Origin of the sequence: Streptomyces sp. NPDC093149 (genome assembly GCF_044754145.1) — a bacterium.
In the GTDB taxonomy this organism is placed as follows: Bacteria; Actinomycetota; Actinomycetes; order Streptomycetales; family Streptomycetaceae; genus Streptomyces.
The window spans coordinates 48148-71428 of the sequence record NZ_JBIVON010000005.1 but is presented as its reverse complement, the minus strand read 5'-3'; the positions used below and the strand labels follow the sequence as shown (position 1 = coordinate 71428).

General features: G+C 72.2%; 21 protein-coding genes. 12 read left to right on the top strand and 9 right to left on the bottom strand.

Annotated elements, in window-relative coordinates:
- Nucleotides 1-33 precede the first annotated feature (33 nt).
- The 6 genes from ACIQCZ_RS16855 (at nt 34) to ACIQCZ_RS16830 (ending at nt 6804) form a co-directional block, all read left to right on the top strand.
- Nucleotides 34-882 (top strand): tryptophan 2,3-dioxygenase family protein, encoded by an 849-nt coding sequence (locus tag ACIQCZ_RS16855; RefSeq protein ID WP_365693574.1) that lies wholly within the window; start codon nt 34-36, stop codon nt 880-882.
- Entirely contained in the window at nt 875-2071 is a 1197-nt protein-coding gene (gene kynU / locus ACIQCZ_RS16850; protein ID WP_402283010.1) for a kynureninase, read from the top strand. Before ACIQCZ_RS16855 ends, kynU begins: the two co-directional genes overlap by 8 nt.
- Nucleotides 2072-2349: 278 nt before the next feature.
- On the top strand, nt 2350-3225 hold the full coding sequence (locus tag ACIQCZ_RS16845; protein ID WP_402283009.1) for an alpha/beta hydrolase family protein: 876 nt from the start codon (nt 2350-2352) through the stop codon (nt 3223-3225).
- Nucleotides 3226-3364: 139 nt separating this feature from the next.
- Nucleotides 3365-4807, top strand: coding sequence for a histidine kinase (locus tag ACIQCZ_RS16840; RefSeq protein ID WP_402283542.1), 1443 nt, complete (start codon nt 3365-3367; stop codon nt 4805-4807).
- 5 nt (nt 4808-4812) lie between these two features.
- On the top strand, nt 4813-5496 hold the full coding sequence (locus ACIQCZ_RS16835; RefSeq protein ID WP_402283007.1) for a response regulator: 684 nt from the start codon (nt 4813-4815) through the stop codon (nt 5494-5496).
- A 69-nt stretch (nt 5497-5565) separates the two neighbouring features.
- Complete coding sequence (locus ACIQCZ_RS16830) at nt 5566-6804, top strand: cytochrome P450 (RefSeq protein ID WP_402283005.1); 1239 nt, start codon at nt 5566-5568, stop codon at nt 6802-6804.
- Between the two features lie 36 nt (nt 6805-6840).
- Here the strand turns inward: ACIQCZ_RS16830 and ACIQCZ_RS16825 are convergent, their stop codons facing one another.
- The 3 genes from ACIQCZ_RS16825 to ACIQCZ_RS16815 form a co-directional block, all read right to left on the bottom strand.
- Nucleotides 6841-7077: a hypothetical protein gene (locus ACIQCZ_RS16825; RefSeq protein WP_402283004.1), complete on the bottom strand. Its 237-nt coding sequence runs from the start codon at nt 7075-7077 to the stop codon at nt 6841-6843.
- A 175-nt stretch (nt 7078-7252) separates the two neighbouring features.
- Nucleotides 7253-8899 (bottom strand): ABC transporter permease, encoded by a 1647-nt coding sequence (locus tag ACIQCZ_RS16820; protein WP_402283003.1) that lies wholly within the window; start codon nt 8897-8899, stop codon nt 7253-7255.
- Nucleotides 8896-9837: an ATP-binding cassette domain-containing protein gene (locus ACIQCZ_RS16815; RefSeq protein ID WP_402283001.1), complete on the bottom strand. Its 942-nt coding sequence runs from the start codon at nt 9835-9837 to the stop codon at nt 8896-8898. The genes ACIQCZ_RS16820 and ACIQCZ_RS16815 overlap by 4 nt, the downstream gene beginning before the upstream one ends.
- Before the next feature lie 101 nt (nt 9838-9938).
- Between ACIQCZ_RS16815 and ACIQCZ_RS16810 the strand changes: the two genes are divergently transcribed.
- Complete coding sequence (locus ACIQCZ_RS16810; RefSeq protein ID WP_402283000.1) at nt 9939-10481, top strand: GbsR/MarR family transcriptional regulator; 543 nt, start codon at nt 9939-9941, stop codon at nt 10479-10481.
- Between the two features lie 82 nt (nt 10482-10563).
- Here the strand turns inward: ACIQCZ_RS16810 and ACIQCZ_RS16805 are convergent, their stop codons facing one another.
- From ACIQCZ_RS16805 to ACIQCZ_RS16795, 3 genes are read right to left on the bottom strand one after another with little or no spacing between them, the layout of a single operon-like run.
- Complete coding sequence (locus ACIQCZ_RS16805; RefSeq protein ID WP_402282998.1) at nt 10564-11787, bottom strand: hypothetical protein; 1224 nt, start codon at nt 11785-11787, stop codon at nt 10564-10566.
- Between the two features lie 6 nt (nt 11788-11793).
- On the bottom strand, nt 11794-12621 hold the full coding sequence (locus ACIQCZ_RS16800) for a hypothetical protein (protein WP_402282996.1): 828 nt from the start codon (nt 12619-12621) through the stop codon (nt 11794-11796).
- 33 nt (nt 12622-12654) lie between these two features.
- Nucleotides 12655-13512 (bottom strand): diacylglycerol kinase family protein, encoded by an 858-nt coding sequence (locus ACIQCZ_RS16795; RefSeq protein ID WP_402282994.1) that lies wholly within the window; start codon nt 13510-13512, stop codon nt 12655-12657.
- Nucleotides 13513-13698: 186 nt separating this feature from the next.
- Here ACIQCZ_RS16795 and ACIQCZ_RS16790 point away from each other — a divergent pair, with 186 nt between their 5' ends.
- Both ACIQCZ_RS16790 and ACIQCZ_RS16785 read left to right on the top strand, forming a co-directional pair.
- A complete protein-coding gene (locus ACIQCZ_RS16790) occupies nt 13699-14982 on the top strand; it encodes an adenylosuccinate synthase (RefSeq protein ID WP_376277491.1) in 1284 nt (427 codons plus the stop codon).
- Nucleotides 14983-15277: 295 nt separating this feature from the next.
- A complete protein-coding gene (locus ACIQCZ_RS16785; protein WP_402282992.1) occupies nt 15278-16135 on the top strand; it encodes a glycoside hydrolase family 19 protein in 858 nt (285 codons plus the stop codon).
- 84 nt (nt 16136-16219) lie between these two features.
- On the opposite strand, the gene ACIQCZ_RS16780 is transcribed toward ACIQCZ_RS16785, so the two are convergent.
- On the bottom strand, nt 16220-17041 hold the full coding sequence (locus ACIQCZ_RS16780; RefSeq protein WP_402282990.1) for an SDR family oxidoreductase: 822 nt from the start codon (nt 17039-17041) through the stop codon (nt 16220-16222).
- Nucleotides 17042-17168: 127 nt separating this feature from the next.
- On the opposite strand from ACIQCZ_RS16780, the gene ACIQCZ_RS16775 reads away from it, so the two are divergent.
- On the top strand, nt 17169-17786 hold the full coding sequence (locus tag ACIQCZ_RS16775; RefSeq protein WP_402282989.1) for a TetR/AcrR family transcriptional regulator: 618 nt from the start codon (nt 17169-17171) through the stop codon (nt 17784-17786).
- A gap of 293 nt (nt 17787-18079) precedes the next feature.
- Nucleotides 18080-18964 (top strand): glycoside hydrolase family 19 protein, encoded by an 885-nt coding sequence (locus ACIQCZ_RS16770; protein ID WP_402282987.1) that lies wholly within the window; start codon nt 18080-18082, stop codon nt 18962-18964.
- 66 nt (nt 18965-19030) lie between these two features.
- Here the strand turns inward: ACIQCZ_RS16770 and ACIQCZ_RS16765 are convergent, their stop codons facing one another.
- On the bottom strand, nt 19031-20521 hold the full coding sequence (locus ACIQCZ_RS16765) for a helix-turn-helix domain-containing protein (RefSeq protein ID WP_402283540.1): 1491 nt from the start codon (nt 20519-20521) through the stop codon (nt 19031-19033).
- Between the two features lie 413 nt (nt 20522-20934).
- On the opposite strand from ACIQCZ_RS16765, the gene dnaN reads away from it, so the two are divergent.
- Nucleotides 20935-22062, top strand: coding sequence for a DNA polymerase III subunit beta (gene dnaN, locus ACIQCZ_RS16760; protein WP_402282986.1), 1128 nt, complete (start codon nt 20935-20937; stop codon nt 22060-22062).
- Here dnaN and ACIQCZ_RS16755 read toward each other — a convergent pair.
- The gene (locus tag ACIQCZ_RS16755; protein WP_402282984.1) at nt 21971-23254 is read right to left on the bottom strand and encodes an MFS transporter; all 1284 of its coding nucleotides are present in this window, start codon (nt 23252-23254) and stop codon (nt 21971-21973) included. The genes dnaN and ACIQCZ_RS16755 overlap by 92 nt on opposite strands.
- Nucleotides 23255-23281: the final 27 nt, after the last annotated feature.

The window sequence follows — 23281 nt, the reverse complement described above, 5'->3', positions numbered from 1 at the left end:
CGCTACCCGGAAGCTCGTGTCGAGGAGACAGCAATGTCGACGATCCACCCCGACCCCGAAGCCACCGGTGCGCAGACCCCGCACCTCGACTTCGCGGGAACGACTCCGTACGAGGACTATGTCCAGGCCGATGTCCTGACCCACCTCCAGCACCCTCGCTCCGACGACCCGGGCGAAATGGTCTTCCTGGTCACCACCCAGGTCATGGAACTCTGGTTCACCGTCATCGTCCACGAGTGGGAGACCGCCGCGCACGCCCTGCGCGAGGACCGGACGGTCGTGGCGCGCGACGCGCTCAAGCGGTCGGTGCGGGAGCTGGAGGCGCTCAACGCCTCCTGGACGCCGCTCGCCCAGCTCACTCCCGCCCAGTTCAACTCCTACCGCGCCGCCCTCGGCGAGGGCTCCGGCTTCCAGTCGGCGATGTACCGGCGGATGGAGTTCCTGCTCGGCGACAAGTCGGCGTCGATGCTCGTGCCGCACCGGGGCGCGCCCCGCGTCCACGCCGAGCTGGAGAAGGCGCTCGGCGAACCGGGCCTGTACGACGAGACGCTCGCGCTGCTCGCCCGGCGCGGGTACGCCGTACCGCAGGCCGTGCTCGGCCGGGACCTCACGCAGAAGTACGAGCCGTCCCCCGAGGTCGAGGCCGTCTGGACGGAGATCTACGCCAACCCCGACCAGAACGACGAGCTGGTCCGGCTCGGCGAGGCGCTGACCGACGTCGGTGAACTGGTGTGGCGCTGGCGCAACGACCATCTCGTCGCCACCCGGCGCGCGATGGGCTCGAAGACCGGGACCGGCGGTTCCGCCGGGGTCTCGTGGCTGGAGAAGCGGGCTACGAAGAACGTGTTCCCCGAGCTCTGGACGGCGCGCAGCCATGTCTGAGACCTTCGCCGCGCGTGCCGCGGCACTCGACGCGGCCGACCGGCTCGCCGATCTGCGTAAGCTGTTCACCCTCGACGACACCGTCTACCTCGACGGCAACTCGCTGGGCGCGTTGCCCGCCCATGTACCCGCCCGGGTGCAGGAGGTCCTCACCCGCGAATGGGGCGAGCTGCGCATCCGGTCCTGGGGCGAGAGCGGCTGGTGGACCGCGCCCGAGCGGATCGGCGACCGGATCGCCCCGCTCGTCGGGGCCGCCGCCGGGCAGATCGTCGTCGGCGACTCGACGAGCGTGAACGTCTTCAAGGCCGTCGTCGCCGCGAGCCGGCTGGCGCCGGAAGGACGCGACGAGATCCTCGTCGACGCGACGACCTTTCCCACGGACGGGTACATCGCCGCGTCGGCGGCCCGGATGACCGGCCACCGGCTCGTCCCGGTCGCGCCCGCCGAGGTGCCGGACGCTCTCGGACCGCGTACCGCGGCCGTCCTGCTCAACCATGTCGACTTCCGCACCGGCAGGCTCCACGACCTGCCCGCACTCACCGCCGCCGTGCACGCGGCGGGCGGGCTCGCCGTCTGGGACCTGTGCCACAGCGCGGGCGCCCTGCCCGTCGGGCTCGACGCGCACGGCGTGGACCTCGCGGTCGGCTGCACGTACAAGTACCTGAACGGCGGCCCCGGTTCGCCCGCCTACCTCTACGTCGCCGAACGCCACCAGGCGGCCTTCGACTCGCCCCTGCCGGGGTGGACGTCGCACGCCGATCCGTTCGGCATGACACCGGGGTACGTCCCGGCGGACGGTGCGGTGCGCGGCCGGGTCGGTACGCCGGACATCCTCTCCATGCTGGCGCTCGAAGCGTCGCTGGACGTGTGGAACGGGGTGTCGATCGAGGCGGTACGCGCCAAGTCCCTGGCACTGACGGACTTCTTCCTGGAGTGCGTCGACGCGTACGCGCCCGAGGGCCGGGTCACCTCCGTCACCCCGGACGCGCACGCGGAGCGGGGCAGTCAGGTCGCGCTGCGGTGCGCGGACGCGGAACCGGTGATGGGCGCGCTCATCGGGCGCGGCGTCGTCGGTGACCTGCGACGGCCGGACGTGCTGCGATTCGGGTTCACGCCGCTGTACGTGGGGTTCGCGGACGTGGAGCGGGCGGCGCGGGTGCTGGGCGAGGTGCTGGCGGACGCGGCCTGAGGCGGCGGCCGGGTCGGCGGGCCGGGGTCCGTCCCCGCCGGCCTCCGGCCCGCCGCGTCGTCGGCGGCCGGGTCGGCGGCGACGGTCCGGGTCGCCGTGGCGGGTTCGTTCGGCGGGTCCGCGTCGTGGGTTCGCGGGGCGGGTCCGCGGGGCCGGTGCGCGGGGCCGGTGCGCGGGCCGGTTCCGATAGTCCGCCGCCGGTACCGGCGGCCTTCCGTACTGGTACCGTCCCCGCAGGTCAGCCCAGTTGGGCTCAGAGACAGGACGGTTGGAGCAGCATGTCGGATTCTGCCGCGCGTGATCGTGACGCAGCCGAGACCGAGTCGGCCCTCTCGCATCCACCGGTCGCCCCCGATGCGTCCGCCGCCTACGGCACCCACCCCGACCAGCTGATCGACTTCTACGCCCCGCGCGACGGCCGGAGCGGTGCGCCGGTCGTGGTCGTCGTGCACGGCGGGTCCTGGCGGGCGCCGTACGACCGTCAGCACGTGTCGCCGTTCGCGGACTTTCTGGCCCGGCGCGGTTTCGCCGTCGCCAGCGTCGAGTACCGGCGCGGCGGCGAGATCCCGCAGCAACGGGGTTTCGGTCCGGTCGCGGGCCGCTGGCCGGAGACCCTCGACGACGTCGCTGCGGCGATGGACGCGCTGCCGGACCTGCTGGCACGGGAGCTTCCGGAGGCCGACGCCCGGCGGATCGTGGTCACCGGGCACTCCGCCGGCGGGCAGCTCGCCCTGTGGGCAGCGGCCCGGCACGTGCTGCCCGAGGACTCGCCGTGGCGGCTGCCCGCACCGCCGCCGCTGCGGGGTGTCGTCGCCCTCGCACCGATCGCCGACTTCGCCACGGCCGTCGAGCTGAATGTGTGCTCGGGCGCGGTCGTCCAGTTCCTCGGTGGAGAAGGGGACGTCGAGGAACGCTCCGCGCACGCCGACCCGGCCGCGCTGCTGCCCACCGGGATCGCGACGACGGTGGTGCAGGGCACCACCGACCTCGATGTGCCGCAGGCGGTCTCGGAGGCGTTCGTCGACGCGGCGGCGAAGGCGGGGGAGACGGTGGGGCTGACCCTGCTGCCCGACGTCGGCCACTTCCCGTTGATCGACCCCGCGACCGACGCGTGCGCGGTGGTGGCGGAGGAGCTGGCCCAGCTGGCCTGGTGAGGGGGGCCCGTCGGCGGTTGGGCCCGTAGTACTTGCGACGGACGGCGCAGGATCCGTATCACTGCTGACGACCCGGGCGGGGCTCGGCCCCTACCTTGGGAACGTGACCGAGACCAAGAGCAGAAGTCCTGAGTACCGAATGGCCGCGGGAACGCTGGGCGGCCTGCGGCAGGACCTTTTCCGTGACGCCTTCGCATACCGTCCGCTGGAGCGGATGCGGACCGACGGGCCGCTGCTCCGGCAACTGCCGGAGCGGATGCGCGAGCGTATCGCGTGGACGCCCCACGCACTGGTCGGCACGGCAGCCCTGTTCGTGGTCCTCATCGGCCTGCTCTCGGCGGACTCCGGCGCTCTGCGTATGGCGGTCGGCACCGTCATGCTCATGCTGCTCCCGGCGATCACCGTACTGATGACGCTGGTCAGGCCGGTCGGCGCGTTCTGGATATCGATGGCGCTCACCCCGTTCGCGGCGGCGGTCGGCGGTCACTACTGGCCCTGGGTGCCCAGTACCTTTCTCTCGCATCTGACGGTGCTGGTCGTGGTCGCGGCCCGGACCCGGCCTCGTACGGCCGCCTGGATGTGGGGGCTGACCTTGGCGTTCGGCAGCATGCTGGAGAACGTGGGCGGCTGGCACATCTCCACCACCACCTCCCCCTTCGCCGTGGTCTCCGCGTTCGCACTGCTGGTGGTGGCCGTGGTCCAGATCCGGCGCGACGCGGAGCGCGAGGTGACCGTGCAGCGCACCGTGACCGCCGTCGAACGCGACCGGCGCACACTGCTTGAAGAGCGCACCACGATCGCCCGGGAGCTGCACGACGTGGTCGCCCACCACATGTCGGTCGTCGCGATCCAGGCCGAGGCCGCTCCGTACCGGGTGGAGAATCCGCCGCCCGAGCTGGAGCAGGCCTTCGCCACGATCCGGGAGAACGCGGTCGCCGCCCTCACCGAACTGCGCCGGGTCCTCGGTGTCGTACGGGCCGAGGACCAGCAGGCGCCGGATGCCCCGCAACCCACCCTCGCTCAGCTCGACGGGCTCCTCGCCAATGTGCGCGAGGCGGGTCTGGAGACGGAGAAGACGGTCACCGGCGCGGTACGTGAACTGCCGCAGGGCGTCGAGCTGTCGGCGTACCGGATCATTCAGGAAGCCCTCAGCAACACGCTGCGGCACGCACCGGGTGCCACGGCCAAGGTGGAGATCGGCTACGTGCTGGGCGGGCTCGGTCTGCGCGTCGTCAACGGGCCGCCGACCGGTCCGGTGAAGCCCTCGCCGGGTGCCGGTCACGGGATCACCGGGATGCGGGAGCGGGTCGCGATGCTGGACGGCGACATGACGGCCGTGGCGACGGCGGAGGGCGGCTACGAGATCACGGCCTTCATCCCGGTCCGGCTCGCCGAAGAGCCGCACGAATCGCACGAGACACAGGGGACGCACGGGACACAGGGGACGGACGGGACGGACGGGACGCACGGCAGGAGCGATGAGCCGACGGGTGAGAGGCTCGGGGCTCGGCTGGAGAAGCGGGAGATCCGGCCGGCGAAGGCGGAAGAGGCGGTAACGGCGGAAACGGCGGAAAGAGCATGACCGGCATGACCACCTCCACTTCCACCACTCCGCCGATCCGTGTGCTGATCGTCGACGACCAGATGATGGTCCGCGAGGGCTTCTCGGTGCTGCTCAACGCCATGCCGGGGATCGAGGTCGTCGGCGAGGCCGTCGACGGCCGACAGGCCATCGCGCAGGTCGCGGCGCTGCGCCCCGATGTGGTGCTGATGGACATCCGGATGCCGGAGCTCAACGGCATCGAGGCCACCCGCGAGATCGTCGCCGCCGACGCGGACGCCAAGGTGCTGGTGCTGACCACCTTCGACCTCGACGAGTACGTGTACCAGGCGTTGCGTGCCGGGGCGTCGGGCTTCCTCCTCAAGGACGCCTCCGCCCGCCAGCTCGCCGACGGGGTACGAGTGGTCGCCTCCGGCGAGGCGTTGCTCGCCCCGACCGTCACGAAGCGGCTGATCAACGAGTTCTCGAAACTCGCCGAGGCCCCGCGCGCGCCCGCCCTCGCCCGGATCGGCGACCTCACGGAGCGCGAGACGGAGGTGCTCGTCCTCATCGCACAGGGGCGGTCCAACTCGGAGATCGCCTCGCGTCTGGTGGTCGCCGAGTCCACCATCAAGACGCATGTGAGCCGCATCCTGGTGAAGCTGGGGCTGCGGGACCGCACCCAGGCGGCCGTCTTCGCGTACGAGGCCCGGCTGGTCACGCCTTCCTGAGGGGCCCGGGGAACCGGGGGGACCGGGCGGGGGTGGTCGGCGGGCGGTGGGTCCGGTTAGCGTCCGCATATGCACCCGTCTCCCCGTTCCGCGGCCGATGCCCCCTTCGGTTCGTTCGACCCCTGGTCCCCGGCGTTCGTCGCCGACCCGTACCCCGCCTACGCCACCCTGCGCGCCACCGGCCGGGTGCACTACTTCGAGCCGACCGATCAGTGGCTCGTCCCGCACCACGCCGATGTGTCCGCGCTGCTGCGCGACCGCCGCCTGGGCCGTACGTACCTGCACCGTTTCACCCACGAGGAGTTCGGCCGTACACCGCCGCCCGCCGAGCACGAGCCCTTCCACACCCTGAACGGACAGGGGCTCCTCGACCTGGAGGCGCCCGACCACACCCGGATCCGGCGCCTGGTCTCGAAGGCGTTCACCCCGCGTACGGTCGAGCAGCTCGTCCCGACCGTGCAGCGGCTGGCCGCCGGGCTGGTGGACTCCTTCGTGGAGGCGGGCGGCGGCGATCTGCTCAAGGCGGTCGCCGAACCGCTGCCCGTGGCCGTCATCGCCGAGATGCTCGGCATCCCGGAGTCCGAGCGCGCCCCGCTGCGGCCCTGGTCGGCGGCGATCTGCGGAATGTTTGAACTGAACCCGTCCGACGACACCGCCCGTGCCGCCGTGCGCGCCTCGCTCGAATTCTCCGCGTATCTGCGCGAGCTGATCGAGGAGCGGCGGAAGAACCCCGGAACGGATCTGATCTCCGCGCTCATCGCCGCCCATGACGAGGGGGAGCGGCTGAGCGAGCAGGAGATGGTCTCCACCTGCGTACTGCTGCTCAACGCGGGCCACGAGGCGACCGTCAACACCACGGTGAACGGCTGGTGGACCCTGCTGCGTCACCCCGAGCAGCTGGCCGCCCTGCGCGCCGATCACGGGCTGCTGCCGACCGCGGTCGAGGAGCTGATGCGGTACGACACTCCGCTGCAGATGTTCGAGCGCTGGGTGCTCGACGACATCGAGATCGACGGCACGGTCATTCCGCGTGGTTCCGAGGTGGCCCTGCTCTTCGGTTCCGCCAACCGCGACCCGGCCCGCTTCCCGGCCCCGGACACCCTGGACCTCTCCCGCCGGGAGAACCCGCACATCACCTTCGGCGCGGGCATCCACTTCTGCCTGGGCGCCCCGCTGGCCCGGGTCGAACTGGCCGCTTCCTTCGGCGAGCTGCTGCGCCGCGCCCCGAACCTGCGACTGGCGGCCGAGCCCGAGTGGAACCCGGGCTATGTGATCAGGGGCCTGAAGGAACTCCGCGTCGAGCTGTGACGGGGGCGGCCGGGGCTCAGCACTTCGGCCCACAGTTCATCGGCGGCCCGTCCAGGACGTCGAACGCCACTTTGCAGCCGGCCAGGGCCGTGAGGAGCACCGCCGCCCGAGGGCCGGCCGCCACTTGCGCTGAACGAGGGCGAAGAGGGTGAGCCCGGCCACGATGCCGCTGAGGATCATGACCGGCAACCCGAGCCGGAGCACATTCCACTCCGACTCGCCCTCGAAGCCGCCGAAGATGCCGCGTCGGCCGTACGGGGCCCAGGCGAGCATCCCGGCGGCCCCGCCGACGGCGGCGATCGCGCATCCGGCGACCCCGCGGATGGCCTCGCGTCGGTTGTCCGTGATCTGGAGGACGCCCGCCCTTCGCCGGAAGGCTGCACCCTCGGGGCCTCGGGGCTTCGAAGTCCCGAGGCCCCGAAGCCCGGACGACCGCCCACGGGCGCCGTCAGGTCAGGACATCGCGTCGCCGCAAGGCCCCCAGCCCGGCCCCCACCAGCACCACCGCAGCCGCGGTGAGCGCCAGCACCGGGCCCCACTCCATCCCCGTGCCTCCCGGCAGTTTCGGCAGGTGCGTGAACGGCGACACGTCCATCACCGGCCGCGGCAGATCGATGGCGGGCCCGATCCACCCCAGTGCCAGGCAGATCCCGGCCACGCCCCACGACGCCACCGCCGCCTTCGGGAGCGCCCCGTACAGCAGGACCGCCGCCCCGCCGAGCAACCAGACCGCCGGCAGCTGCACCAGCGACGCACCCAGCACGGCCGGGAGGTCGTGTCCGTATCCGGCGGCCAGGCCGAGGCCGCCGACCGCCATGATCAGGGCCGCGCCACCGAACGCGATGACCAGATGACCGGCCGCCCACCCGATCCGGCTCACCCCGCCCGCCAGCACCGGTTCGGCACGCCCGGCGGTCTCCTCGCCGTACAGCCGCAGCACCGACGCGACGATGTACAGCGCCGCGACCATCCCGAGCATGGAGACCATCGCCGCGAGGAACGCGTCGGTCAGTCCGGCCTGTCCGCCCATCCGCTCGAAGATCTCCCGCGTCTTCGCGTTGTCGCCGACGAGGTCCGCCGCCCCGCCGGTCAGCCCGCCGAAGACGGCACCGACCGCGGCGAAGGACAACGTCCACCCGGTCAGTGCACCGCGCTGGAGCCGCAACGCGAGACCGAACGCCGTGGAGATCCGCCCCTGCGCGGGTCCGGGCCGGGCCGCCAGGAAGCTCATGCCGACATCACGCCGCCCCGCCAGGGCGTACGCGAGGGCTGCCTGGACCGCGACGGCGCCCGCGATGAGCAGCAGCACCCACCAGCGCTCGTCCCCGTACGCGCGCACGTTCTGCGCCCAGCCGACGGGGGAGAGCCAGGTCAGTACGGACGAGCCGTCGTCCGTCGCCGAGTCGCCCGCCGCCTTCAGCACGAACGCGGCACCGATCGCCGCCGCCGTGATCCCCTTCGCGAGCCGTGCGCTCTCGGTGAACTGAGCGGCGATCGCGGCGGTACAGGCGAACAGCAGGCCTGTACCGGCGACCGCGAGGGCGAGCGCCACGGCTCCGGCGCCGCCCGCACCGGAGCCGGCCGCACCGGCGGCGATCACCAGTGCCAGCGCGGTGTCGGCGATCAGCGCGGCCAGGAGCGCGGAGGTCAGCGGGGCGCGGCGCCCCACCATGGCGGAGGAGAGCATCTCCTGACGGCCGGTCTCCTCTTCCTCCCTGGTGTGCCGGATGACGACGACCAGACTCATCACGGCCGCCAGCGCCCCGCCGAAGCCGGCCATCCGCCAGCTGACGAGCCCGCCGACGGAGTCGTCGAAGACCGGCCCGTACAGCGCCCGGATCGAGCTGTTGCCGTTCATCGACGCGGCGAGCTCGGCGCGCTGGGCGGCGGTGCCGTACAGCGAGGCGAAGGACTTGCCGACGGAGGAGAAGGAGGCGCCGAGCACGAGCACCCAGATCGGCATCATGATCCGGTCGCGCCGCAGCGCGAGCCTCAGCAGGGCCCAGGTGCCGGTGAGCGGCCCGGCCCCGGATCCGTTCCCGGGCCCGGTCCGGCGTCCCGCACCGGCCGGTGCGGTCGTGGTCACGGCAGTCATCGCGCCGCCACCCCCACACCCTCGCCGCTGTCCGGCGTGCCCGCCGTGCCCGTCGCGTCGGACGTGTAGTGACGGAGGAAGAGCTCCTCCAGCGTGGGCGGGGTGCTGGTCAGCGTCCGTACCCCCGATGCGGAGAGCGACTTGAGGACCGCGTCCAGCTTGTCCGTGTCGACCCGGAGCGTGACCCGCAGGCCCTGGACGTCGAGGTCGTGGACGCCGGGCAGCTGCGCGAGCCCGTCCGGAGCAGCGGCCAGCTCGGCGGTGATGTTCGTACGGGTCAGATGGCGCATGTCCGCCAGCGAACCCGTCTCCACCGTCCGCCCCTGGCGGATGATGCTGACCCGGTCGCAGAGCGATTCGACCTCGCTGAGGATGTGGCTGGACAGCAGGATCGTCCGCCCGCGCGCACGCTCCTCGGCGACGCAGCCCTGGAAGACCTCCTCCATCAGCGGATCGAGCCCGCTCGTCGGTTCGTCGAGGATCAGCAGATCCACGTCCGAGGCGAACGCGGCGACGAGGGCGACCTTCTGCCGGTTGCCCTTGGAGTACGTACGCCCCTTCTTCGTCGGGTCCAGCTCGAAGCGCTCGACGAGGTCGGCGCGCCGGGTGCGGTCGAGGCCGCCGCGCAGCCGCCCGTACAGATCGATCACCTCACCGCCGGAGAGGTTGCGCCACAGCGTGACGTCACCCGGGACGTACGCCACCCGCCGGTGGAGCTCGACCGCGTCGTGCCAAGGGTCGCGGCCGAGCAGCTGGGCGGCGCCGGAGTCGGCCCGCAGCAGCCCCAGCAGCACCCGGATGGTGGTGGACTTCCCGGAGCCGTTGGGCCCGAGGAAGCCGTGGACCTCACCGGTCTCGACCGTGAGGTCGAGGCCGTCCAGCGCATGCGTCCGACCGAACGACTTGTGCAGCCCGGCCACCGTGATTGCCTTCGTCATGTTTTTGAAGGTACGCTACGTTCACAAATTTGTGAAGTTAAGGAAGCGTATAAAGTTGGGGCACGGGCGGGGGCCGGGGAACCAGGGGAGACGATCGGGTCATGACCAGCGAATCCGAGCAGAACACGCGTGACGAGCGCGACGAGCAGGCCGTGTCGCGGTTCGTGGAGCGGTTCGCGTCCGAGATGACCGAGGCGGGGATGCAGCGGATGGCCTCCCGCGTCTTCGCCGCGCTCCTCGCGGACGACGACGGGTCGATGACCTCCGCCGAGCTCGCCATGGCGTTGCAGATCAGCCCGGCGGCCGTGTCCGGCGCGATCAATTACCTCACGCAGGTCAGCATGGTCGGCCGCGAACGCGATCCGGGCTCGCGCCGGGATCGCTACCGCCTGCACGACGAGGTCTGGTACACGACCTTCGCCCAGCGCGACCGGGTGCTCACCCGCTGGGAGAACACCCTCAAGGACGGCGCCCGCACCCTGGGCGAGCACACCCCGGCCGGCGCCCGGCTCGTCGAAACAGCGGCGTTCTTCGAGTTCGTGCAGGAGGAACTGGTCGGCATGATGGACCGCTGGCGCGAGCACCGCAAGACACTCGACCTCCCGGCGGCCGACGAGCGCGAGGGACAGCGAACGGGCGCCTGACGAGCGCGGGGACAGCGCGCGGGCGCCTGACGAGGGCGGGGGACAGCGCGCGGGCGCCTGACAGGCCGTGGGACGGAGCCCGTCACACCGGGCCGGGGACCAGGTCCGCCAGGGCATCGATGGTTCCGGGCTCGGAAGGGTCGATGTCCTCGTACAGGTCCTGAGGCCAGTACGGGCGCCCGTCGATCCATGCGACGACCAACGACTGCCCGTCGAACCGGCCGCGCAGCTCCGCGATGCCGGTCGGAGCGGGCAGCCCGGCCCAGGGGGCCTTGCCCGGCCCCGGCGGCAGGATCCGCAACAGGCCCGCCGGGGTCGGGTCGTCGATCTTCTCGACCGACTCTCCCCCCGTCCTTTCGGCCTCCCCTTCGCCCGTGCCTTCGTCCGTGCCTTCGGCCGTGTCGTCGCCCGTGCCTTCGGCCGTCCCTTCCGCCGTCCCTTCGGCCGGGAAGAGCACGAGCACGGGCCCGGAGGCCGCGCTGGACACGTCGCACAGCAGGGCGTACCGCAGCGTCCGGGTTTCGGGAGCGATCACGGCACGGGCCATCCGGCGCGCGAGCGGAATGCCCGAGCTGAACATCCGCCAGGCGGAGCAGAGCCCCAGGGCCCCGCTCAGCACGGCGACCCCCCGGAACAGGTCCGGGACGATGTCGGCACCCAGGACCCAGCACAGTACGGCGATGGCGCCCGCGTACCCCAGCAACCACAGGGTCTCCGCGGTTCCGGCGACGAACCGCAGCATGGGCACCCGCCACCACAGCACCTCCTGACCCAACCGCACATCGCCCACCGCCCGCGGCTCCACCGGGTCCGGGCCCCGCAGCCCGGCCTGCCGTTCCGCCACGGCGGCGAACGCGGTGTAAGTGACGGTTGCGGGCTGCACCGACTCCGTGCCGGGCCGGCCGTCCGGTCCGGCGTCCGGGTCCGGGCGCACCCACGGCCGGTCGGGCAGCGGGTGCGGCGGCAGCCTCCGGCCCCGCGACCCGCGCGCCCGTACGACCAGCCGGACCACGCCGCCGACACCGCCGACCGCGACGAGCGCCAGACCACTGAACCCGACGGTGTCCGTCGCGGCGAAGGCCGGGGTGCCGCGCAGCTCGGTGTCGTACAGGTCGCCCTTGAACGGCGGGTACGAGACGACGTAGCCGGTCTCGTAGCCCTCGACCGAGGCCCGGTGCGGGGCGCAGTGGAACAGCCCCGTGCGTTTCCGCCCTCCGTACGGATCGGTCCACCGCACGACGCAGCGGCCGTCACCGCGCTCGCCGATCACTGTCAGGTCGACCAGTGGGTCGTCATCGGACGCCACCGACCACTAGGCGGCGAGCGCCACCAGGAGGCAGCCGACGAGGAACACCCAGCGGAAGATCCCCCGCCACCAGGGGCGCCGCCTCCGCGTCCCCACCGCCGAGGAGGCCACCACCGGCGCCCCGGTCACGACCGCATCACCCGGCGCGATCCGCGGCCGGCTCGGGGCCGGGCGCGTGTGGAGAGTACTGACCTGCGGGCGGGCCGCGATCGAGCGCGCCCGCCGGCCCCGTACCGGCCTGGCCCGGATCAGTTCCGTGCCGTCAGGGGGCGCCAGCACACCCCCCTTGCGGGGATCGCCGCACCACCACAGCACCCCGCCGGGCCCGTTCAGCAGGTGGAAGCGCCACTGGACGGTGAGCGGCGCCAGCGGAAGCAACTCACCCGGTTCCGGCCCGGCCAGCACCACCACGGCCCCGCTGCTGCCACGCTGCAGGGCGACCGAGGTATGGGCCACCCACGGCCCGGCGCCGAGCACCCGGCGCATCCGCCGGGCCCGGTGCCTCACCACGGCCCCGCCCACCAGCAGTGCCCCGCCGAGTCCGCCGAGCGTGGGAACCGCGGACCACCCGCCGACGAGCACCGCCAGAAACACCGTCGAACACACCCCCGCCGCGCCGCCGCCGAACCAGTGCCAGGCCGAGGCCCGGTACCGCTCCAGAGCGTCCGCCGTCCCCGGCAGATCCAGCGCGACCGGGGTTCGACCCGCCCCCGCCCCCGCGTCCGACCCCGCCCCCGCGTCGGCCCCCGCGTCGGCCCCCGCGTCCGCCCCCGCGTCCGCCCCCGCTCCCGCGTCCGCCCCCGCCCCGGCCGCACCGCCTGAACCGCCCGACATCTCCGGCCCCCTCGCCTCGTCCCGCGCCGGACGCTACCTCTCGTCCGCTGGCAGCATCAGCCCCCAGGCTCCCGCCCGTACCGTCCAGGTCCTCGTCCGGACGGGGCCGGCGACCTGTATGTCCGCCCGGTAGCGGAAGTCCGCGCCCGAGACCGTGACGGCCTTCGCCTCCGCCGTGACCGGTTCGGCCGCCGGAGGGCGGATCACCACCTCCGCGAGGCCCCCGTCGCCGCCCTGCGAGGTCACCGTCACCGACTCGACCGGGCGGTCCAGATCGTTCAGCAGCACACCGTCCGCCTCCACCCGCAGCCGATGCGTCGGGTGCGGTGCGGGCGGCGTCTGCGGGACGGGGCGCACCAGCGTGCGGACCAGGGAGCGGCAGGTGTCCCAGACCGCCGTGACCCCCGTATGGGCGGCCACCGCGCCCGGCAGCGCGCCCAGGGCCGGGATGTGCAGCGCCCCCAGGACCACGCCGTCGCTGTCGTCGACCAGCAGGTCCAGTCTGCGCACCGCACCGTCCAGCGCGGTGCGCGCCGCCGCCACCGCGCCCAGCGGCACACCGAGCGACCGGGCGAGTTCCAGCGCGGCCGAGGTGCCGACCGGGATCAGCGAGAGAGCGGCCTGGGCGGGCTCGCGCTCCCGGTGGAGCAGGGCCACCGCCCGTCGCAGGGCCCGGTCGTCGCCGACCACCACCGGGCGCCGACCGCCCCGGCGGGACAAGGCCCGCGCGAACTCCTCGGGACCGTCGGGCAGGCAGATCTTGGCGTGCGAACCGGCGCTCAGTACGTCCTTCGCGATACGGACGGACTCGCCGTCGGTCCGGCGGGCCACCGGGTCGATGACCACCAGCAGCTGGTGCGTACCGTCGCCGGGGGGCTGGGCAGCCGACACCTCGGTCCTTCCTCGGGTAGCATCTTGGTGCAAGAGCCCCTTGCGCTATTGCGCCAGGGGCTTCGTCTATTCCGGGGCACCCGGTTCGACGGTTCAGGCCTTGCCGTACAACGACGTACGGCATGTACGACGTTTACGTACGCCCCCTGACCTTGGACATGCCCCGCCCGGAAGGGGTGTACGCCTGTGCCCGCACTTGTGCTGCTCGGTGCTCAGTGGGGTGACGAGGGCAAGGGAAAGGCCACCGACCTCCTCGGTGGATCCGTGGACTATGTGGTGCGTTACCAAGGCGGCAACAATGCCGGCCACACGGTGGTCGTCGGCGACCAGAAGTACGCACTTCATCTCCTCCCCTCCGGAATCCTTTCGCCGGGGTGCACCCCGGTCATCGGAAACGGTGTCGTCGTCGACCCGGCCGTCCTGCTCTCCGAGCTGAGTGGGCTGAACGAGCGCGGCGTGGACACGTCCAAGCTGCTGATCAGCGGTAATGCCCATTTGATCACCCCGTACAACGTCACCGTCGACAAGGTGACGGAACGGTTCCTCGGGAAGCGCAAGATCGGCACGACCGGTCGCGGCATCGGCCCGACGTACGCCGACAAGATCAACCGTGTGGGCATCCGCGTCCAGGACCTCTACGACGAGTCGATCCTGGAGCAGAAGGTCGAGGCGGCCCTGGAGCAGAAGAACCAGCTCCTCGCCAAGGTCTTCAACCGGCGCGCCATCGAGTCCGGCAAGATCGTCGAGGAGATGCTCCAGTACGCGGAGCAGATCAAGCCCTACATCGCCGACACGACGCTCGTCCTGAACAACGCCATCGACGAGGGCAAGGTCGTCCTCTTCGAGGGCGGTCAGGGCACGCTGCTCGACGTCGACCACGGCACGTACCCCTTCGTCACCTCGTCGAACCCGACCGCGGGCGGCGCCTGCACCGGTTCCGGCGTGGGCCCGACGAAGATCAGCCGGGTCATCGGCATCCTCAAGGCATACACCACGCGCGTCGGTGCGGGCCCGTTCCCGACGGAGCTGCTCGACGAGGACGGCGAGGCGCTGCGCCGGATCGGCGGCGAGCGGGGTGTCACCACCGGCCGTGACCGTCGCTGCGGCTGGTTCGACGCGGTGATCGCGCGGTACGCGACCCGGGTCAACGGTCTCACCGACTTCTTCCTCACCAAGCTGGACGTGCTGACCGGCTGGGAGCAGATCCCGGTGTGCGTCGCGTACGAGATCGACGGCCGGCGCGTCGAGGAACTCCCGTACAGCCAGACCGACTTCCACCACGCGAAGCCGGTCTACGAGATGCTGCCGGGCTGGTCCGAGGACATCACGAAGGCCAAGACCTTCGCCGATCTGCCGAAGAACGCGCAGGCGTACGTGAAGGCGCTGGAGGAGATGTCCGGCGCCCCGATCTCCGCGATCGGCGTCGGCCCCGGCCGCACCGAGACGATCGAGATCAACTCCTTCCTGTAGGGGTTTCTGCGGGAGCGGTGAACATGCCAGGAGGGCCGGGACGGCGAGTCCCGGCCCTCCTGGCGTCCGGTCGGCCGTTGCTCGCGTACGGGGCGCCCGACAGCTCGACGTGCGGGGCCCCGCCCGCTCTCCGGAGCCCCGGAGCCCCGGAGCCCCGGACTCTGATGGTCTAGACCTTGACAGGTCCAGACCATCAGGGCTTGAGTGGCGGGATGTCCGGACGGCCCGCCGAGGTGTTCGGCGTGCCCCGTCGAAGGAGTGAGCTGCGCTGAACCGCATCAAGAGCCTTCTGACCGTGCTGAGCGCCGTCGTCGCGACGGCCGCGTTCCTCCCCGCCTCGTCCGCCTCCGCCGCCACGACGGCCGCCGCATCCGCGCAGTGCGCGCCCGTATGGGATTCCTCGACCGCGTACTCGGCGGGCGGCACCGTCTCGCACCACGGCCGCAACTGGGCGGCCAAGTGGTGGACGCGGAACGAGAATCCGGGCGCCACGACCGTCTGGGCCGACCAGGGGGCCTGCACCGGCGGCGTCCCGGACTTCGTCATCAGCGAGGCGCAGTTCGACGCGATCTTCCCGGACCGGAACCCCTTCTACACGTACCAGGGACTGATCGACGCCCTCCACGCCTATCCGCGTTTCGCGAACACCGGGACGCCGGCCACGCGGGCCCGGGAAGCCGCGGCGTTCCTGACCCACGCCGACTTCGAATCGGTCGGCCTGCGGTACGTGAAGGAGATCAACGAGGCCAACTACTGGCGCAAGTGCGACTACAGCCGGCCGTACGGCTGCCCGGCGGGGCGGACGGCCTACTACGGCCGCGGCCCGATCATGTTCAGCTGGAACTTCAACTACAAGGCCGCGGGCGACGCGCTCGGCCTCGACCTCCTGAACACCCCTTGGCTGGTCGAGCAGGATCCGGCCATCGCCTGGCAGACGGCCCTGTGGTACTGGAACACCCAGAACGGCCCCGGCACCATGACCTCGCACGACGCCATGGTCGGCGGCGCGGGCTTCGGTGAGACGATCCGCTCGCTCAACGGCGCCCTGGAGTGCGACGGCGGCAACCCCGCCTCCGTCGCGGCGCGGGTCGCCGCGTACGAGCGGATCACCGCCGTCCTCGGTACGCCGCCGGGCTCCCGGCTGTCCTGCTGACAGGCCGGACCGCGCGGCGCCGCGGCCGGCCCGGGACGTTCGGCGGCGGCCTCGGCCGGAGTGCGCCGGCGTCGGCCGGAGTGCTCAGCGGAAGGCCGCGGCAGCGCGTGCGGCCCAGGCGGCGAAGGTGCCCGGCGCCCGGCCCAGGACACGCTCGACATCGGGGCTCACCCGCTGCTCGTCGTGGGTGGGTTCGCCCAGGATGGCCAGCGTTCCCTCGACCACGGGAAGCGGCATGAACCGTGCCATCAGCGCATGGGCCTCCTCGCGGGTCTGCTCGGTGAACCGCACCGGTTCGCCCAGCGCGGCGGCGATCGCCGCCGCCCGCTCGCGCGGGGAGGTCGCGGCCGGACCGGTCAGGGTGTACGTCGCGCCCGGGTGAGTGTCCTCGCGCAGGACGACGGCGGCGACCGCCGCCACATCCGCCGGGTCGACGAAGGGCAGACCGATATCGGCGAAGGGCGCCGCGGCCTCCCGCCGCCCGCGGATCGACTCGGCCCACGCGAGGGCGTTGGTGGCCATCCCGCCCGACCGCAGGACCGTCCAGTCGAGCCCGGACTCCCGCAGCGCCGCTTCGAACAGCAGTGGATGCCGGTACGCCCGGGGGCGGGTCCCCGCTCCCTGCGAGGACAACAGCACCACCTTGCGCACCCCGGCGGTCTTCGCCACGTGCAGGATGCCGTGCGGATCGTCGCCCGCCACCAGCAGGAACAGCGCCTCGGCCCCGTCGAACGCGCCCTGCAGACCGGCCGGTTCGGCCAGGTCGGCGGCCACCGCCCGTACCCCCGGCGATACGTCGGCGCCGGTGATGTGCCGGGCCACGGCGGTCACCGGCACCCGGGCATCGGTGAGGATCCGCACCAGCTCCCGTCCGACGTTCCCCGTCGCACCTGTCACCACGATCATGCCGGTCTCCTTCGTCGAGAACGACTCGTCGGAAACGAGTCGGTGAAGCGAGTTAGTAAGTTGACTGACTCACTTGGATGGCTGGACGCTAGCACGACCGGGCCGGGCGCTGTCTATAGTCAGTCGGGTGACTGACTCAATGGATTCCCGGCGTCCTCGGGCCAAGGCCGCCGACAAGCGGCAGCGGTTGACGGCCGCCGCCGCGCGGGTTCTGCACGAGCAGGGCGTGGAGCGCACGACCATCGCCGACATCGCCCAGGCCGCCGATGTCCCGGCGGGCAACGTGTACTACTACTTCAAGACCAAGGGGGAACTGGTCGAGGCCGCCCTCCTTGAACACACCAGGCACCTGGAGGAGCTCACCGGCGCCCTCGACCGGCTTCCCGACCCGCGCGAGCGTCTCAAGGGGCTGGTCGGCGCGTGGGTGGACCGGCGTGAGGTCGCGGCCCGTTACGGCTGTCCCACCGGCACCCTCGCCATGGAGCTCGACAAGCGCGCCGAGGGGGGCCTCGATCTCGCGGCGGGCCGCGTCGTACGGCAGTTGCTGGACTGGGTGGAGCGGCAGTTCCGCGAGATGCGGGCGGCCGACCCCGAGGGTCTCTCGCTGGCGCTCGTCGGCGCTTATCAGGGCATGTCGCTGCTCTCCAGCGCGCTGCGCGATCCGGAGATCATGACCCGCGAGGGAGCGCGTCTCGTCGGCTGGCTCGACGCGCTGGACGCGCCCGCGGGCAGCGGTGGTGGCTGACCGGCCGGCCGGTCCGATGTTCCGCATGCTGGACGGGCCCGAAGGTTTTACCTTCGGGCCGCCCCGTGTTCCGGACCATGATCCGGATTAATCCCTTCCGGAATTACTCCTGTTGGGGGCGGGTCCGGCGGTGCGAGGGTGTCGCGCCCATGCTCCCGGATGCTCCCCCGGGAAGCTTTCCCTGTCTTGGTCTAGACCTTGACAGGTTCAGACCAGCGGCGCTTGAGTGACCGTCAACCCCCCCCATGGCGGCGCACCGTCCAGCCGGTGCGCCGCGCCGAAGGAGTGATCACGTGATCAGACGCATCATGGGCCTGCTCGCCGCGCTGGGCGCGGTCGTCGCGATGCTTGTCGTCGTTCCCGCCACCACCGCAGCGGCTGCCGACTGCGCGGCACCCTGGAACTCCTCGTCCGTCTACACCGGCGGCGGAACGGCCTCCTACAACGGGCACAACTGGACCGCCAAGTGGTGGACCCAGAACGAGACCCCCGGCAGCTCCGACGTCTGGGCGGACCAGGGCAGCTGTGGCGGTGGCGGTACGGACCCGGGCACCCCGTCCGGCTTCGTCGTCAGCGAGGCGCAGTTCAACCAGATGTTCCCGAACCGGAACCCGTTCTACACGTACGGCGGACTGACCGCGGCGCTGAGCGCCTACCCGGGCTTCGCGAACACCGGCAGCGACACCGTCAAGCGCCAGGAGGCGGCGGCGTTCCTCGCCAACGTCAGCCACGAGACGGGCGGTCTGGTGTACGTGGTCGAGCAGAACACGGCCAACTACCCCCACTACTGCGACAGCAGCCAGCCCTACGGCTGCCCGGCCGGCCAGGCCGCCTACTACGGCCGCGGCCCGATCCAGCTCAGCTGGAACTTCAACTACAAGGCCGCCGGTGACGCGCTCGGCATCGACCTGCTGGGCAACCCGTACCTGGTCGAGCAGAACGCCTCGGTCGCCTGGAAGACCGGCCTCTGGTACTGGAACACCCAGAACGGACCCGGCACCATGACCGCCCACAACGCCATGGTGAACGGCGCCGGATTCGGCGAGACCATCCGCTCCATCAACGGTTCACTGGAGTGCAACGGCGGCAACCCCGGCCAGGTCCAGAGCCGTATCGACCGTTACCAGGCATTCGTCCAGATCCTCGGCACCACCCCCGGTTCCAATCTGAGCTGCTGACCCGCGGACCCCCCACCCGACGGGGGCGTGCCCGGCCGCTTCGGCCGGACGCGCCCCCGTTTCGGTTCACCGGACGGCGCCGCCGGCTCGCGCGACGTCCAGCGCCCGGAAGGCCAGCCACAGGTCGTACCGTGCGCTCGGTGCCTGCAGCAGCGAGCGCTGAAGAGTGGATTCGAGACGCGCGAGGCGCTTGCGGACCCCCGGCACCGAAAGGCCCAACGCGGTGGCCGTGGGCCCGAGCCGGGCCTCGCAGTCCAGCCAGGTGCGCAGCGTCGTCCGCGGATCGGCGGTGCTGCGGGCGGCGTCGGACGCGGTGAGCGGGCGCAGTTGCTGGGCCGCCCACTCCTGGACGGCCGGTTCGCGCAGGATGTCGTCGAGCCGATGGGGCGGCCGGGGCGCCGCCTCGTCAGGGGGGACCGCCCGCAGCACGGAGGGTGTGGCGCGCACGCGCAGGGCCAGATCGAGAGTGGCCTGGTCGGCGACCCGGCCCAGGTCGAGGCCGAGCAGCTCGCCGATCAGCCGGAGCCGTGCCGTCAGCGTGTTCCGGTGGATCTTCAGGTGCTGCGTCGCGTGCGAGGAGAACGCGAGCCAGGAGGCCAGCGTCGCCGAGAGTTCCTGGCTGCCCGGGTCATGGCTGCGCCGCGGTACGTGTGTGAGCAGCGGGTTCAGCAGCGCGTCCGCCCACCGCGCGCTGGCCGCACCGACGGCCAGGGCGGCCTCCGGCGCCGAGCCGAAGCGGGCGTGCCGTGCGGGCAGCCGGCGGGCCACGGCCAGGGCATGGAAGGCCTGGCGGTATCCGGTCGCGGTGTCGGACAGCGGTACGTCCTCGCTCGCCCCCACGACGCACTCGTCCACCATGTCGGCGACCCGGAGGCCGAGTTGCCGCTCGGTGGCGTCCGGACCGGCGGGCACGACAAGGATCAGATGACGCGCGTACACCGGGCAGCGCACGATCCAGGACCGGCCGCCGGAGAGCTCCGCGCAGTTCCGCGCCACCTCGTCCCGGCGGCCTGTCGGGCACTCCACGACACACACCTGTACGGGGTCGGGCAACGCGGGCCTCAGCGCGCCCGCCACCTGGTGCGCGATGGACAACTGGCCGGTCATGAGCAGATGCAGCACCGCCTCCCGGTTGCGCGACTCCGCCAGGTCGACGCGCCGGCGCCTGCGTTCCACGGACTCCGCGGCCCAGCACGTGGCGAGCGGCATCGCGACGTCGGAGAGAAGCCCGACGAGGCCGTCCGGCAGCGGGCGCGGGGCGACGACGGCCAGGACCGGGGCAGAGGCGTCGGGCGGGCCGTCCAGGGGGAACAGCAGCACGGTGCGCGAACCCCGGTCGAAGGAGAAGGAGCGCGCGCCGAGCGCTGCCAGTTCCCTGGCGCCCTCGGTGGCCAGCACGGCGGCCTCGGCGGCATCGGTGACCGTGCTGTCCGGGCCCCGGACCACGCCGTGCAGGACGGTGCCGTCCCCGTCGAGCAGCCCGGCCCAGCCCTCCGCCCGGCCGGACACCCAGCGCAGCAGCTCCCGCGATCCGCCGGATCGGGCCAGCCGGTGCATCCGCAGTACGTCGTCGGCCCGTTCCCGCGCGTACACGCGACCTCCGCTCCCCGCGCTTCTGCGCTTTCGTGCCTCCACGCTTCCGCGCTCCCGAAAAAACCGGAGTGCAGCGTACCGGGTCTGGCTGTGCGGACTGATACCTCCGGCGGCTCGCACAGTGCGAACTGATTCTTTCTGTCGCGTACCCGAAGTTCTAGAGTCCGAACACGGTTGCGGGGCCCTTCGGGGGAGGGGCACACGGGGACGACGGCAGCGGCTCACGGGGGTGGCCGCTGTCGTCGGCCGCGGCCGGTTTCTTCTTCTCCCTTTCTCCTTCCTCCCGTTGTCGCTCCCGCTCCTGTTGTCAGTGGTGGCCCCTAGGGTCGGCCCACGATCAGGATCACGATCAGAGACGACCGGGAGAGGCCGCCGCCATGGAGTTCCGCATCGAGCGCAGTGCACTGACCGACGCCGTGGCCTGGGCGGCCCGCGTGCTGCCCACGCGCTCTCCCGTACCGGTGCTGGGCGGGCTGCTGGTGGAGGCGGCCGACGGCCGGCTGCGCATCTCGGGCCTCGACTACGAGGCTTCCGCCTGCATCGAGGTGGAGGCGGAGACCGTACGGGCCGGGAAGGTGCTGGTGATGGGCCGGCGGCTGCTCGATGTCTGCCGGGTGCTGCCCGAGGGGGCGGTGGAATGCGCGGTCGAGGGCTCACGTTTCTCGCTGGCCGGTGGCGGTGCCCGATTCGGGCTCTCGGTGCTGCCGTTGGACGACTATCCGTCGCTGCCGTCCCTGCCGGAGGTGCTCGGCGCGGTGGACGCGGAGGAGTTCGCCGCGGCCGTCGCCCATGTGACGGTGGCGGCGGGCCGGGACGACGCGCTGCCGGTCCTGACCGGTATCCGGCTGGCCCTCGACGGCGACACGATGACGCTCGCGGCCACCGACCGCTACCGCTTCGCGGTACGTACGCTCTCGTGGAAGCCCGGCAAGGACGGGGTCTCGGTCGATGTCGTGGTCTCCGCCCGCAGGCTGACGGAGATCGCCCGCTCCTTCGGCGGGTCCGGAACGGTCCGGCTCGCGCTGGACACCGGTTCGGTCGGTTTCGAACTGGCCGGGATGCGCGCCACGGTGCGACTGCTGGACGGCCGACTGCCGCGCCACGACAAGCTGTTCGCGATGAAGGACCCCGTCTCCGCGCTGACGGACCGGGCGCCCCTGGTCGAGGCGGTCAAGCGCGTCGCCGTGGTCGCGGAGGGTGGCACCCCGCTCCAACTGACCTTCTCCGGCGGCTCGGTGCTGCTGCAGGCGGGTTACGAGGACGATGTCGCCTCCCAGCGTCTCCCGGCCGCTCTCGACGGCACCGATGAGCTGACGGTCGCCTTCAACCCCTCGTATCTGATGGACGCACTGGCCTCGTTCCACGCGCCCGTGATCCGGTTCGAGCTGCTGGGCCCCGGCCAGCGCGCGATGGTCACCGGGTGGGCGTCCCGGGAGGACGCCGTGGCGGAGGCGTCGCAGCCGGCGCACCGGCATCTGCTGATGTCGGCCCGGCCGCTGGTGTAGGGCGGCCGGGCACGGGACGGGTCCCGGGTGTCCATGGCTCCTCCAGGGTGCGCAGGAGAATCCAGCCGAGGGCGGGCAGCGCGATCAGCGGCGCGAGTGCGGTCTGCAACGACGTGGCGTCGGCGACGGCGCCGATGAGCGGCCCCGCGATGCCGCCGATGCTGACGGCCAGGCCCAGGGTGATGCCGCTCGCGGTGCCCACACGTTGGGGCAGATAGTCCTGGCCGAGCGTGACGTGCAGCGAGAAGGGCACGTACAGACCGGCCGAGGTGAGGGCGACGAACCCGTAGAACAGCGGGCCGGGGACGAAGACCACACCGGCCACGGCGAGGACGCTCAGCGCGTAGGACCACTGAACGACGGGGATACGGCCGTGGCGGGCGGCGAGCCTCCCACCCGTCACGGTGCCCACCGCACCCCCGAGGTAGAGGACGAACAGCGCGGCCGTACCGGCGACTTCTCCTCCGCCGGTGCGCAGCCGCACGTACAGCGAGATGAAGGCGCTCAGGCCGACGAAGACGATCGATCGGCACACGATGGCCCCCGTCAGCTTCAGGAAGGACGCCCAGTCGTCCCGGCCGGGGGCCCCGCTCACCTCGGTCCCCGCCGCCGTGGCGGCGGGGACGTCGACGCCCCGCAGCGCGGCCACGCACAGCACCACGCCCGCGAGGGCCGGGACGACCAGCAGCGGCGAGGCACCCAGGCCGCCCGTGGCGACGACGGCGGACACCATCAGGGGCGCGGTGGCGAAACCGAGATTGCCCCCGAGGGAGAACCAGCCCATCGCGGTGTGACTGCCATGCGCGGCCTTACGGGCCACGCGAGCGGCTTCCGGGTGATAGGCGGCCACTCCGATCCCCGACACCGCCACGGCCGCCAGGGTCAGGGCGTACGAACCGCCGACACCGGCGAGCGCGACCCCCGCCCCGCACACCAGCGTGCTCACCGGCAGCAGCCAAGGCATCGCCCACCGGTCGGTCAGGGCACCGAACAGCGGCTGCACGACCGAGGACAGCAGGGACGCGGCCAGGACGACACCGGAGGCGGCGGCGTACGTATACGCCCGCTCGGAGACGAAGAACGGCACCAGCGCGGCCACCGCCCCCTGGTAGCTGTCCACACAGGCATGGCCGAGGGACAGCAACGTGAGGGGACGGGTACGGAGGAGGCGGGGTGATCGGGTTGTCGTCACCTGGCCATCGTCGCCACGGCACGACCT

Bases quoted from the DNA above. Each gene is read 5' to 3' on its own strand.
- ACIQCZ_RS16855 (WP_365693574.1), top strand. From the start codon at position 34: ATGTCGACGATCCACCCCGACCCCGAAGCCACCGGTGCGCAGACCCCG.
- kynU (WP_402283010.1), top strand. From the start codon at position 875: ATGTCTGAGACCTTCGCCGCGCGTGCCGCGGCACTCGACGCGGCCGAC.
- ACIQCZ_RS16845 (WP_402283009.1), top strand. From the start codon at position 2,350: ATGTCGGATTCTGCCGCGCGTGATCGTGACGCAGCCGAGACCGAGTCG.
- ACIQCZ_RS16840 (WP_402283542.1), top strand. From the start codon at position 3,365: ATGGCCGCGGGAACGCTGGGCGGCCTGCGGCAGGACCTTTTCCGTGAC.
- ACIQCZ_RS16835 (WP_402283007.1), top strand. From the start codon at position 4,813: ATGACCACCTCCACTTCCACCACTCCGCCGATCCGTGTGCTGATCGTC.
- ACIQCZ_RS16830 (WP_402283005.1), top strand. From the start codon at position 5,566: ATGCACCCGTCTCCCCGTTCCGCGGCCGATGCCCCCTTCGGTTCGTTC.
- ACIQCZ_RS16825 (WP_402283004.1), bottom strand. From the start codon at position 7,077: ATGCTCGCCTGGGCCCCGTACGGCCGACGCGGCATCTTCGGCGGCTTC.
- ACIQCZ_RS16820 (WP_402283003.1), bottom strand. From the start codon at position 8,899: ATGACTGCCGTGACCACGACCGCACCGGCCGGTGCGGGACGCCGGACC.
- ACIQCZ_RS16815 (WP_402283001.1), bottom strand. From the start codon at position 9,837: ATGACGAAGGCAATCACGGTGGCCGGGCTGCACAAGTCGTTCGGTCGG.
- ACIQCZ_RS16810 (WP_402283000.1), top strand. From the start codon at position 9,939: ATGACCAGCGAATCCGAGCAGAACACGCGTGACGAGCGCGACGAGCAG.
- ACIQCZ_RS16800 (WP_402282996.1), bottom strand. From the start codon at position 12,621: ATGTCGGGCGGTTCAGGCGGTGCGGCCGGGGCGGGGGCGGACGCGGGA.
- ACIQCZ_RS16780 (WP_402282990.1), bottom strand. From the start codon at position 17,041: ATGATCGTGGTGACAGGTGCGACGGGGAACGTCGGACGGGAGCTGGTG.
- ACIQCZ_RS16765 (WP_402283540.1), bottom strand. From the start codon at position 20,521: ATGCACCGGCTGGCCCGATCCGGCGGATCGCGGGAGCTGCTGCGCTGG.
- dnaN (WP_402282986.1), top strand. From the start codon at position 20,935: ATGGAGTTCCGCATCGAGCGCAGTGCACTGACCGACGCCGTGGCCTGG.